Raw genomic sequence first — 13,184 nt, 5'->3', positions numbered from 1 at the left:
TAATATGATAGATACCGATCGCAACGTCGGTGATGCATAACACATTCGGTAAGAGATAGAAAAATATCAGCAAAATTTAGTGAAATTTTTGCATTTCTTTATTTATTGATAACTCGTTTAAAAAGGCTTTTACAACTTGTGGATCAAATTTCTTGCTGGAATTGTATTCCAAATACTCTCGTGCAGTCACATCAGGAAGGGCTTTTCTATGCGGGCGGTCAGAGGTCATTGCATCGTAAGTATTACAGACAGAAAGGATTCGAACACCAAATGGAATATCCAGTTCGCCCAATCCATGTGGAAAACCCTTACCATTAAAATCTTCATGGTGATGCATTGCCAGGTTTACAATATTTTCTTCAAACCCAGACGATTTAAGAATTGAAGCCCCTTTTATAGTATGTTCAAGAATTTTGTTTTTCATTGTTGGTTGATTTTCACTGAACACATTTGGATCGAGCAAATATTCATCACGGATTGCTATTTTACCTACATCATGAAGCAAAGTGCCATAAGTAAGCTCTTTGATTTCTGTCTGGCTTAATCCCATTTTTTGGGCAATAATATTCACATAATTTGCCGTTCGCGTATTATGGCCGCGGGCAAAAACATATTTTGCTTCAAGGGATTTCATCATAGCTTTAATGGTTTTAAAATAAATATCCTGAAATTCCGAAGTAACCATCGTCTGCTCCATTACAAAAGCAGCCTGGTTGGCAACAATCGAAATCATGTTTATATCTTCTTCACTAAATTTTGCACCGCTTAGTTTTTCACCAACAATTAAAACCCCTTTCAACTCGCCTTTTATTACAATCGGACAAAACAAATCGTTGGCAAAAAATTTGAGCATTTTAACTTCATCTGCATACAAATCATCTTTTGGGATATTTTTTTCGAGTAATGGTTCCCTAGTAGAAGCAAAAGTATTTAACAGGTTGCTGCCAAGATAAATACGTATCCTGTCAAGATCAGAACTCTTTAATCCTTTTGCTGAGAATGTGCTGTAATAATTGTTTTCACGATTATTTTGCGTCAGGATTAAAGCATGTTTACAACCGAGCTGTCCAATTACTGTGTATAAAAATGATTCGATGGCTTTTTTCGAATCAGAGTTAATATTTAGCTGGCCACTTAAATTGAGAATATTTTTAATTTCAATATTTCTTCTTTTTACATCCTTATTTAGCGATGTGACGATTTGAGAGTTTAAAAATAGTTCGCGTTTTAAGTCATTAAACGTTTTATCAAGTTTGCTGTTTTCAAACTCCAGATTTTTTTGTTTGCGCTGCAAAGTAGCAATCACATTTAATGAAAACGAGCTCAAAGAATTGATAATAAGGGCCGGAAAGAAATTTAGTGCAAAATAATAAATCGCATTTTGGACGAGCCCTGCAAAAGAATATGCACCCATAACAACTACAAACAAACCCAAAGCAAAAGCAATACTAATCCTGCCAAGCCGCCTGCCCAATAAAAAACGTACACCAATAATATTGGTTAAGAAAAGCACCGGATAGAGTGCACTTGTATAGGCCATAGGCAGCATAACCGCAATTACCAGAATATTATCTAACCCTAAAAATAAACTTGCAACCAACTTGTTAAAATTTTGTTTTGCAAATAATAGATGCCAAACAATGGTTGTAAAAGCTGAGGCGAATGTAATTAAAAGAAGGATAAAACTTTGTGGAGCAGCAGCAAAGAAATGAACAGAAAGGCTTACAATTCCAATCAATACAGTTGTAAAAACTTTGAACAATGACACACTTTTGGAACGGTGGTCTTTTATATAATTATAAACCTTTAACATATTTTATTTCAAAATTGCACGTAACAGGATTAAAAACTCTTTTCCATCATTTTCAACAAGTTTTTTGTTTTTAAGGGCTTTTTCAAACTTGGGATTTATTTCCAGGGCTTTATTAAATTCACCCAGTGCCTTTAAAAACAAATTCCTGCATTGGATAAGATGAACAATTCCCAGGTTATTCCAAAGGTCGGCATACTCATCATTAGACTCAATAGAATTGATCAAATCCTGTTCAAACTTTTTCAATGAGCGTTTTGTAAGGTTTTTGCCTCCATACATAAAACGCAGATAAAAATTTATCCCGATAATACTGTGAATTTCATCCGGAAATAATTTTTCCCGGGCACTTTCCAAAATTTTTATTGAATTATTAAAATCTTTGGCGATCAATGCCTTCTTAACTTTATTGAGTGTTTCCAAGGCTCCATCCAAACCTGCATCAACTAAAACCTGCAATTGTTGAATCGCTCGCTCAACCCGAATTGTGGCCGGTGGTAATTTCTTATCTTTACGGTCACTTAAAATACTATCCATATAAATCATTGCCTGGTTATAGCGGGCAATCTGGTATTCCGGATTTATACGCAGAGCTTTTTGAATGTGCTCAAGACCTTTATGATGTTGCTTTTCATGAAAGTAAGCCATCCCCAAATTGTGATGCACATCGGCATATCCGGGTTGCATTAGCAGCGCCCGTTCAAAAACTTTTACACTTTCAGCATAATCCTTGGCTTTTATATGGGCCAGGCCAAGATTATTATAAGCATCGATTTGTTTTGGATTAATTTCAATAGCTGTTTTAAACTCGTTAACAGCATCTTGCATAAGGTTATTTTTTACAAAAAGCAGACCCATTTTTACATGGGATGGGGCATGACCAAGACTCTTGATTTTTTTTGCAATGGCAAACATCAGTTCAATTTCTGACAAGGTTTCCTGATGCATGTTTTCAACAATCTTGCGGATGCGGTTTTCCATTTGCTCTTCATCGGATTGACCACGCCGCTCAAAACTGATATAGTTTTTGTTTATTACACGACCTGCTTCAAACACTTCACAACTGGCCATCCCTTTAGAACTTTGAGTAGCCGTTTGAACATGAAATTTGCGGCCGTAAACCTGGACATTATCATTATAGCCGATATCGGACATTTAGCATTCTCTCTCAATAGGTTTAAACATAAAAACAGAAATATTAGCTGTTGATAAATAAGGTCTAAATAATAAATAAAGTTATAATATGCGTAAAACAACCAACATTACTCAACACAAAATTTATTTCCTTATTCTCAATTTTAATCCGTTAAAGTGAAGAGCCCAAAATGACTTTGATTTGGAAGAAATTCAATATACAGGCTGGGGAGTAAAAATTCAATCACATATCTTCACTATATACCGTTAACATATTACGACCAGCATTTTTAGATTTATATAATGCCTGGTCTGCTTTAAATACAAGATCCTCAAAGTTATCAGCATCTTTTGAGAAACAGGATCCCCCAAGGCTTACGGTGATTCTGCCTCCAGGTTGTACATTTTCTTTATAAAATGGATATTCTTCAATTTTAACACGCAACCTTTCACCCAAAACCTGAATGATGTCTTTTTCTATTCCAGGTAAAATTATGCAAAATTCTTCACCACCATACCTGTTTACAATATCTTCGTCACGCACAGCATTTTTTAAAATCCAACCCAGGTTACGCAATGCTTCATCACCTGCCTGATGACCGAGTGTGTCGTTATAATTTTTAAAGTGATCAATATCGATCATGATCAGGGAAACGGGAGTATTATTCCTGCGTCCACGATTTATTTCCTCTTTCAGCCTGTCTTCAAAATACCGGTAGTTGTTTAAGTTAGTCATTGCATCTGTTAAGGAAAGATTTTTTACATCTTCGTATGTTTGAGCATTTGAGACAGAAATCGAAATAATATTTATTAGAATATTAAGCAGATCCATTTCGTTTTTACTAAACTTTTGGTCTGATAATAAAGCTCCACAGCCAACAAATCCCTGAACCCTGTCTCCATAAACTATTGGTGCGATCAGTTCAATTTTGTTTGCTAAAAGTTTTTCACATTCCTTCTTTAATTTTTCTTCTTTCTTTAAATCCTCAACCAAAACTGGCTTATATGATTTTTCAAAATAACCTACCAGTGGATGATCTACCTGAATTTCCAGTTCACTTAATTCCATTTGCCCCAAACCCTTTGTAAACCGTTTGGAATATTTGCGATGGTTTGAATCATATAAAAATGCAAAAGCTTTTTGGCAGCCAACTTGCCCCACAATAATTAGCAGGGCGGAATTAATTAGTTGTTTCAAGTTTAATATGGAATAAAGCTCATTACTTATTTCCAACAGGTTGTGGATTTCGTAAACACGGCGTTTTAGATTTTTTTCTGTTACAATTAAATCCCTGTCTTTTAATAAAAGCGCCTGTTCTAATTGTTCCACAGTTGCTTTGCTATTATCAGAGTTAAGAAAATCGCTGTTTATTTGTTTGATTTGACTAATGGTGGTTTCCAAAGTCTTAACACTTTTTTGAGACCGCGCTGCCTTGCGGTTAAATACAACCAGATAATCACAATATCCAAAAAGCTCAAAACTTATCGCAGGATTTTGATGTCCATTCAATCTGCTATGAATCAAACTGTCCAAACCAAATGCATTTTCTTCAATCACAAAGCATTCATTTTCATCATTGGTTTTACATATTTGATCATAATTAGGCAATGTAACTTTTGTGTTATCTGTTAATTTAATCCAACTTTTACCTTCATCTCGTACATGATAATAAACTTCGTTAACAGAACGTGTAGCCCGTATAAAGCTTTCTAAAAATATTAAAAACTTTTGATGGAAAGATTTATTTGAACCATTGCTGCGGTTTGACCTCGCTTCTGAAACTAAAACCTGTGCTTCATTTAGCAAAAAAAGGCTTTTATCCCTGCTAAGGGAATTATATCTGCTGAATACTTTATTAACAAATTCGTTCATAATCCGGATACAGTAGCCTTATAAAAATTAAAAGGAAATCAATAGAAAAAAATACTTGATAAATTGGTTGTGCGTGTACAAAACAAAATTATACAACAGGGGCATTTTCGCATCATTTTGTATAAAAATTTAATTTTAAATTTAAAAAGTTTACAGTAAAGTGGTATAAAATATTGTTTTAGGAAGGTATATTAAGCTTAAAAAAAAGAAGTAAGGGCAATATTAGAATTACACCTTACTTCAAAAATGTTTACGACTGGCTTTTTACATCAATGGGAACCTGTTCTTTTAACTCTGAAATCCATTTTCGATATTCACGTTCAATTTTGAAATTTTGGGCCAATTCTTCAATTTTTTGCCAATCATCCACTAAAGAAACAGTTCTGGCTGCCTGGCGCTTTTCCAGCTTAACTATATGATAGCCAAAATCTGTTTTAAACGGACTGCTCACTTCTCCGACCTGGAGTTGTTTAACTATTGTTTTGAACTGCGGCACAATTAATTGGTCTGTTTCAAAGGTGCCAAGGGTGCCACCATCTTTAACAACATTTTCATCATCAGAATACTGCCCAGCTAATTCAGCGAAATCCTTTCCGTCATCAGCTTGTTTCTTTATAGCATTTAGTTCGGTAATTACCCGGCCTTCATCATCTTCGTTTGGTTGCACCATAATAAGGATATGTTTTGTATGTACCTTTTCGCCTAAACGCTCAACCATTTTAATAATATGAAAACCAAACTGTGTTTCAACAATATCAGAGGTCTCTCCGTCGTTTAGTGAAAATGCAACTGTTTCATATTCTTTAACAAAATCCCCGCGGCTAATATGCCCCAAATCACCACCACGTTTACTTGATGCTGGATCCTGCGAATGAAGTCCTGCTAATTGCTCAAAACTTGCGCCGTTATCTAACTGAGTTTTTATATCCGAGATCTTATTAAATGCCACTTCTTTGGCATCTCCCGAAGCTGAAACAATTTTAAGGATATGGCTAATTGTAACGCTTTCTTTTATTTGTGGTAAACTGTCTTCATATTGTTTATAAAATTCCTCCACTTCTCTGCGCGATATTTTTATGGTACTGAAGCGTTGCTGCCGAACTTGTTCTACAAGCAGCTGCTCCCCTAAAATTTTACGTGTATCTTTACGGATCTTTTTCATAGATGCCTGAAATGTTTTTTCCAATTGATCTTCAGATCCAACCCGGTCAATCAAATATCGAATTCTTTGGTCAACACGTTGCTCAACCAATTCCGGGTCTACTGTAATAGTATCAATTTCTGCCTGAGCCAGCATCAGTTTTTGCTCAATCATAGTCTCAACAACCTTGTTACGAACCTGAACAACAAGTGCAGGTTGGCTTTGCGCATTTATTTTATTTTGGACAAGATAGTTCCTAACCTGGTTTTCAATTTCTGAACGCAGAACAATTTCTTTGCCAACTACAACCGCAATCCCATCAACAAGATTTTGAGCTGTTGAAATTGAAATCATGACCAGACCAATAAAAACAGTTTTTATAAATTTTTGCATTAAATTTCCCTTATTTACTGAACTTTACTCAAGTATGTTTGTACCTGATACTTCTCTTTTAATTCATCCATTAAACGTACATATTCTTGTTCGCGCTTCTGCCATTTTAAACGACGTACGATTTCATCTTTAACCAACTCGATATCCCTTTGTGTTCCCTTTTTTTGGTTATCTAAAAGTTGAACAAAATGATATCCAAAATCAGATTTTACATATTTTGATATTGCACCGGTTTTTAAATTCTTAACTGTTTTTTGTAAATAATCCGGAAGTGACGAAATGACAACATACCCCAGATCACCATTGGGGCTTTCGTAAGTTGATCGTGTATCAAAATAATATTTTTTTATAATTACATTAAGATCCTCTGATTCTTTTATTTCATTAAAAATGGCATTGTCCCTGTTTTCAATTAATAAATGGATAATGTGCGCTTCATCCTGCTCACGGATAAACTCCTTTATGTTATCGGCATAATTATCCTCAATTTCCTTCTGGGACACCCTGAAATTTTTATTCAGTTTATTATTTAGAAACCTTTCAACTAAAAGAGATTTCTTATAATTTTCAATCTGAAAAAGTTCTTCATCACTATATTGAATTCCCTCTTTAACAGCAGACTGATAAATAATTTCATCTTCTACCCATTTCTTAATTATCATCTTCTTCATCGATAATTTTGTGTCATCTGGTAAACCTGCAGGTACACTTTGATTCACATTATTTTTTTTTAAATAAGAATCGTTAACTTGTGCAATCAAATCTGCGGGCAGGTCACTACTTTGGTTACACCCGGATAAAAGAGCTGCCAGAGTTAGTGAAAAAATAAATAATTTTAATTTCATGATTTACATTTCTGCGATAATATCTTCTTTAATTTCAACAGTGTAAAGCTTTCGCATTTCTTTTTCCCAGGCCTCTTGCCTTTCACGTGTTTTCATATTTTTAACTTTATGTTCAATCTGGGCTCTTGATGATTCAAAATCGCGTAAACTTTCGGGTTGTTTTTTTCCGGTTTTAAAAACGGCCCAACCTCTTCTGTATTTTACCGGGCCGCCAATACTGTTTTCACCAATTTTAAAAGCCTCCTTTGAAACATTCCCACGTCCATTGAAACTTTTAAAACCAAGATAACCGCCTTTCTTACGATAAAACCCATCTTCGGAATGTCTTTCAGCTGTCTTTTTAAAATCACTACGACCTTCTTTCAAAGCGAGGGCAACTCCATTGGCTTTATCCTGATCTGAAATATAAATTTCCCATATTTCGATCTTTTCCGGGATTACAAATTCACTCCGATTTTTCTCATAATACTTTATTAAATCCTCATCATTAATCGAAACCTTATCCTTAACTTCTGTATTTTCCAGGCTTTTTATCATGTTGAATTCAAGAAAATTTGAAAGCTGAGTTGCTATATCATTTTCTTTGTGAAGTTCAGCAGCTTCACCAACAGAAACAACAAATTGATGACTGGAAAATTTCTCAATGTCGTTATGCATTTTTGCACTGTCACTTATAATAGAAGCAAAACGGCCCAGCTGAGTGCTATAGGTATTTAATAAATCTTCAAATAAGAACGTACCGTTATCCCATTCAACCAATTTTAGCTTTTTCTCTTCATCTTTAAAGTTTTCGCTTTTTAACTGATTGTTTTCTTTGCGATCTTTATTTGCAGCTGCTAACATCTTAATATTTTGACTAAAATATTTAAAGTTCGATTCCTCTTTTAACTTTGACAAATGCTTACTCCAAAGTACTCGTGAGGAATCTTTATATGTGCGGTAAAGGCTTCTTTTGATATTTTCTTTAGAGTTTTCATAATTGTCTTCGCTATATTTCAGGTTCTTTCTTTTATCAAAAACCTGGATAACGTGATAACCGAAGATAGATAAAACCGGATCGGAAATTGTACCAACTTCCATTTTATAAGCAGCTTCCTGAAAAGGCTCAACCATTGTACCCCATTCAAAGTAATCCAGATTTCCCTGGTTATCTTTAACGTTTTGATCGTCCGAATGCATGACGGCAAGTTGACCAATAGGGAATTCGCCTTTTCGTAATCGGGTACTAATTTCGGTGGCCAACTCAAACGCTTCTTCTTTTGTCCTGTTATTCATACTTCTTGGAGCATTTTTATAACTGATCAACACATGACTTGCCTTGATCTCAGTTTTTTTCATTTCAAATTCTCGATGAAGCCTTTCTTCAGAAAAAAGATTATCAATTATGGTTCGTTCAAAATATAGATTCGCAACCATTTGGCCTTTACGTTTATTAAAATCTGCGATTATTTTTTCATTTTTATCCATACCTCTGTCATATGCCAAATTTAGTTTTAATTTACGGATAACCATTTGATCGATAATAGCGTCTTTTTCAAGTTTCGGGACACTTTTATAAGAATCTTTTTTACCATATCTTTTTACTAAAAAATAATTATAGTCTTCTTTAGTAATTTTAAAATCACCGACTTTGGCGATCGTATTTGAATCCCAACCGCAACTTGCAAAAACTGCTAAACCAATAAAAAGTATAATAAAGCGCATTTTATCACGGACCTTAATAACAAAATTTTGGATTTAATTTAAAAACCGGTTTAATGTTCAATTTTTAAGAACACTAAACATAGCATCATTTGACGATGTTTTGCAATACTTTTTTCGCGAACTCTAAACGGTCTTTTGGCCCTTTTCCTTCTAACATCATTTGAACGCCAAGATCTTTCTGGTTTAGAAAATTCACTTTAGTCAATTTATGATTCATAATTTCAGGGATGGTTTCATTAAAAAAGCGATCATCTTCCTGGGCTTGATCAGCAAATATTATTTTTAATTTAGGACCGTTCAGAATCAAACGCTTTGCATACATATATCCGGCAAGAACTTTTAACTTTATCGCTTCTAAAAAAGCACCTACTTCATCTGGCAACTCTCCAAACCTGTCACGCAACTCCAAACGCATCTGATCTACCGAATCTACTTCCCTGAAATTCACCAGTCGATGATAAATAGAAACCCTTTCCAGTTCATTGTGGATGTAATTTTCAGGAATGAGCAGGTCAAAATCTAAGTCCAGCTTTGGATCAGTAAATGTTTTTTCCGATAAATCAATTGTATCTTCCGCAACCGTATCAAGCCCTTTTCGTAATTCAGCAACAGCTTCGTCTAATATTTTACAATACAAATCAAAACCAACAGTTTGTACAAATCCACTTTGCTGTTTGCCGAGTAAATTCCCTGCTCCGCGTATTTCCAAATCACGCAAAGCAACTTTATATCCTGAGCCAAGCTCTGTAAAATCCTGGATTGTACGCAGCCGTTTACGAGAAAGTTCAGTAATTTTATCCATACCCGGAACCACGAGATAAGCATAGGCCTGTTTATCGGATCGGCCAACCCGACCACGCAGTTGATATAACTGGGAAAGCCCGAATTTATCAGCGCGGTTTATTAAAATTGTATTAACATTTGGGATATCCAGGCCATTTTCAATTATCATTGTTGCCACGAGGATATCGTATTTCTGATGCATAAAGTCGAGCATCACTTTTTCCAATTGTTTCTCAGGCAGTTGGCCATGGCCGACAGCAATTTTTGCCTCAGGCACAATTTCAGCTATAGCCTCTTTTATGGCTAAAATCGATTCAACACGATTATGCACAAAATATATTTGTCCACCTCGTTGCATTTCGCGTTTTATAACATGATGAATTTTTGCATCATTCCATTGAATAATTTCCGTATGTACCGGAATTCGGTTTCGAGGCGGCGTTTCAATTTGAGAAAAATCTCGTGCTCCCATTAAAGCCATATGCAATGTACGCGGGATTGGTGTGGCGGTCATTGAGAGTATATCCACCGAAAGACGGTACTTTTTTAATTTTTCTTTATGCTTAACCCCGAAACGCTGCTCTTCATCCACAACCAAAAGGCCAAGATCCTTAAATTGAATGTCATTGGAAAGAAGCCTGTGCGTAGCAATAATTATATCAACGCGGCCTGCTGCAAGCCCTTCCAAAATAAGGCGTTGTTGTTTGGCGCTTCGAAAGCGGTTTAACATTTCCACTTTTACGGGAAAGGCAGTAACACGTTTTTTAAAAGTCTCAAAATGTTGAAAAGCCAGGATGGTTGTCGGGACAAGAATGGCTACTTGTTTGCCGGCCATTACCGCTTTAAAAGCAGCACGCAAAGCAACTTCCGTTTTGCCAAAACCAACATCGCCGCATAATAGGCGATCCATTGGTTCAACATCTTCCATATCTTTTTTTACAGCCTGGATTGATGTGATTTGATCTTCTGTCTCTTCAAACTCAAATGAAGCTTCCAGCTCTTTTTGCCAATGATTGTCTTCTTCAAAGCTAAACCCACTTTGTGCTTTACGCCCGGCATAAATTTGGATCAGCTCCGCTGCAACCTTTTTAAGCGATTCTTTGGTTTTTGTTTTTGTGCGTTCCCATTCGGCAGTACCAAGTTTGCTTAACTTTGGTGTTCCACCTTCTTCTGTGCTAAACTTTTGTACTCGATTTAAACGGTCAACCGTTACAAACAAATTGTCCCCATCGCGGTAAACAATTTTGAGACACTCTTTTTTAACAGTGCCATAATTGATGACATCCAGACCCATATACTGGCCAATACCATAATCAATATGCACCACATAATCATACAGACTTAACCCGCCAAGCTGCCTGAGATATGCCCCGCTTTTGAAACTGCGATAAGCCTTGTGACGCTTAAATCTTTTAAAAATTTCATGATCGGTCAATATTTCAAAATCGAGCTCATCCAGAACAAAACCACCATGCAATGTACCAACAGCATATTTTGCATTGAGGACAATATCCTCTTCTTCGATAATCTCCTGCAGGCGGTTGGCCTGTTCCACACTGTGGGATTGGATAATAAATTGCCGGCCATTTTGTAATTCAACTTTTTTGGTCAGGTACTCCAGAAACAGCTTTATAGAACCATTAAAATCGGGGTGGGCTCCAGTTTTAAAATCAACCTTTTTGAATGAATCATTGGCAACAAGGTTTGTATTAAGCTGCTTAAAAGTATTGAGCTTCTCCTGCAAAAACTCCGGAGTGCAGTACATTTTTCCTGGTTCTTCAAAAGTTAGTTTTAGTGATTCATCCTGTTCAAAAGTATGAACAGCCTGATCATAAAAGCGACGTACCAGTTCATAAAATTGATCCGAGTCTTCAAAAAAGAGTGTTGTATTTTGAGGCAATAAATCGTGTAAAAAAACATCTGCGTTGTGTTCGGTCAAATGCGGCAGGATGGCAAATTCCTCAATATTGCCGGTAGTGCGTTGTGTTATTACATCAAATGTGCGGATCGATTCGATCACATTACCAAAATATTCCAGACGAACAGGCTCTTCATTATTCCAGGCAAAAATATCGATTATGCCACCTCGTACGCTAAACTCACCGACCTGTTCAACAATGTCTACACGTTCAAAACCGGCTGTATCAAGCTGAGAAATAAGATCGTCAAATGCGAGCGTTAAACCTATTTTTGTATAAACCTGGTTATCGACAAAAGTTTCGGGCAACGGCAGTTTTTCAAGAAGCGATTCATAAGTGCAAACTGCAATCCACTGATCAGCCTCCAAAAAAACCTGCATTGCTTCCAGACGCATGCTAACCAGCTCCGGTCTTGGATTGGAAGTTTCATACGGTTCAAGAAACAATCCCGGGAGAAAAGCAAGTTTATCGTGTGCTTTTAAAAACTCCAGGTCATCGTGCATTTTTTCTGCAGATTCCAGCGAATTTGCAATATAAAGCAACGGCGCCCCAGATTCCTTGGCGACAAACTCATTGACAAAAGCACCAAACGATCCTTGTACATTTTTTAAATGAATAAAAGAAGATTTTAGGGATGAGGCTAACTTTTGAAATCCTGAGATAGAGAAAATTTTAGATTTTATTGCATCCATCTAGTTGGCTTGAGGCGTTTCACCTGTTTTGGGGATTTTATTATACATTTTGGATAGCTCATCAAAATAGCGGCCGTTGGTGTAGCTTTTTTTCATTTGCTCATAATACAATTTAAAAACATCATAACGCCCTAAACTAAAAAAAGAAGCAGCCATTAAAAAACCAAGCGATTCCATATCAAAAAAATTGGGATTTAACTTAGTTACTTTTTCACAGATGTTTACAGTTTCCAGATAATCTTTCTTTTCAAAAGTTATATAAGCCAAACCATAATAACCGTTTGATTGTGTTATTGGGTCGTCTGAATTTTCAACCATCAAATTGAAGATCTTTTCGCTTTCCTCAATTTTCTGCTGATAATAATTATTGAAGCCTTTAAAGAAAAGAAGTGAAAGCCAGTAATCTTTAGCATTATTTAGAAAATAATCTTCAACCTGGTCAAGCTCTTTTTGCGATTCTGCATAATTCTGATTACGGAATTCCAGTTTGGCCAGCTCGTAATAAATATATTTTTGCTTGTCAGATTCGTTATCAATTTCTAAGGATTTCTTCAGAAACTCACGGCTTTTATCATCGTTTGCCAAATAGGAGTAACTAAATCCCATCAGGCGGTACAAATCTTCCCGCATGGCATACTGCACATCAAAGGAAAGAACGTTCTCAGCTGCATCAATAACCTGTTCAAATTTTTCAAGCTTATAAAAAGTCCAGCACAGTTCGGCCCAGATAAGCGCAGTTTCTTCCACGCTTTTTGTTTGTTTTAAACCTTCCAGATAAACCCGCGAAGCTTCTTCAAATTCGCCGGAATCGTATAATGTCCGGGCATTGGTAATTAATTTTTGTGTCTCGCTCATTTTGTTTTCTTTTTTTGTTAATAAAATAGGCGTGA

At 35.9% G+C, this 13,184-nt stretch carries 8 protein-coding genes; all 8 read right to left on the bottom strand.

Annotation, left to right across the window (positions count from 1 at the left end; all coding sequences use genetic code 11):
* Positions 1-76: 76 nt before the first annotated feature.
* The 8 genes from HND50_11180 to HND50_11145 all read right to left on the bottom strand — a co-directional run bounded on the left by HND50_11180 (position 77) and on the right by HND50_11145 (position 13,149).
* On the bottom strand, positions 77-1,813 hold the full coding sequence (locus HND50_11180) for an HD domain-containing protein (protein ID NOG45790.1): 1,737 nt from the start codon (positions 1,811-1,813) through the stop codon (positions 77-79).
* Between the two features lie 3 nt (positions 1,814-1,816).
* Positions 1,817-2,965, bottom strand: coding sequence for a tetratricopeptide repeat protein (locus tag HND50_11175; protein ID NOG45789.1), 1,149 nt, complete (start codon positions 2,963-2,965; stop codon positions 1,817-1,819).
* 223 nt (positions 2,966-3,188) lie between these two features.
* The gene (locus HND50_11170) at positions 3,189-4,817 is read right to left on the bottom strand and encodes a sensor domain-containing diguanylate cyclase (protein NOG45788.1); all 1,629 of its coding nucleotides are present in this window, start codon (positions 4,815-4,817) and stop codon (positions 3,189-3,191) included.
* A gap of 250 nt (positions 4,818-5,067) precedes the next feature.
* The gene (locus HND50_11165; protein NOG45787.1) at positions 5,068-6,351 is read right to left on the bottom strand and encodes a hypothetical protein; all 1,284 of its coding nucleotides are present in this window, start codon (positions 6,349-6,351) and stop codon (positions 5,068-5,070) included.
* Between the two features lie 14 nt (positions 6,352-6,365).
* Positions 6,366-7,196, bottom strand: coding sequence for a hypothetical protein (locus tag HND50_11160; protein ID NOG45786.1), 831 nt, complete (start codon positions 7,194-7,196; stop codon positions 6,366-6,368).
* A gap of 3 nt (positions 7,197-7,199) precedes the next feature.
* Positions 7,200-8,900 carry a hypothetical protein gene (locus tag HND50_11155; GenBank protein NOG45785.1) on the bottom strand — a complete coding sequence of 567 codons (1,701 nt, stop codon included), beginning with the start codon at positions 8,898-8,900 and terminating at the stop codon, positions 7,200-7,202.
* An 85-nt stretch (positions 8,901-8,985) separates the two neighbouring features.
* Positions 8,986-12,294, bottom strand: a complete 3,309-nt coding sequence (gene mfd, locus HND50_11150) for a transcription-repair coupling factor (GenBank protein ID NOG45784.1) — start codon at positions 12,292-12,294, stop codon at positions 8,986-8,988.
* Positions 12,295-13,149 (bottom strand): hypothetical protein, encoded by an 855-nt coding sequence (locus HND50_11145; GenBank protein ID NOG45783.1) that lies wholly within the window; start codon positions 13,147-13,149, stop codon positions 12,295-12,297.
* Positions 13,150-13,184: the final 35 nt, after the last annotated feature.

The sequence above is a fragment of the Calditrichota bacterium genome (genome assembly GCA_013112635.1).
In the GTDB taxonomy this organism is placed as follows: Bacteria; Calditrichota; Calditrichia; order Calditrichales; family J004; genus JABFGF01.
The sequence above is the reverse complement of the archived record's forward strand: the minus strand, read 5'-3'. Positions and strand labels throughout refer to the sequence as shown.

Coding starts and splice junctions, on each gene's coding strand:
- HND50_11180 (NOG45790.1), bottom strand. CDS start 1,813: ATGTTAAAGGTTTATAATTATATAAAAGACCACCGTTCCAAAAGTGTG.
- HND50_11175 (NOG45789.1), bottom strand. CDS start 2,965: ATGTCCGATATCGGCTATAATGATAATGTCCAGGTTTACGGCCGCAAA.
- HND50_11170 (NOG45788.1), bottom strand. CDS start 4,817: ATGAACGAATTTGTTAATAAAGTATTCAGCAGATATAATTCCCTTAGC.
- HND50_11165 (NOG45787.1), bottom strand. CDS start 6,351: ATGCAAAAATTTATAAAAACTGTTTTTATTGGTCTGGTCATGATTTCA.
- HND50_11160 (NOG45786.1), bottom strand. CDS start 7,196: ATGAAATTAAAATTATTTATTTTTTCACTAACTCTGGCAGCTCTTTTA.
- HND50_11155 (NOG45785.1), bottom strand. CDS start 8,900: ATGCGCTTTATTATACTTTTTATTGGTTTAGCAGTTTTTGCAAGTTGC.
- mfd (NOG45784.1), bottom strand. CDS start 12,294: ATGGATGCAATAAAATCTAAAATTTTCTCTATCTCAGGATTTCAAAAG.
- HND50_11145 (NOG45783.1), bottom strand. CDS start 13,149: ATGAGCGAGACACAAAAATTAATTACCAATGCCCGGACATTATACGAT.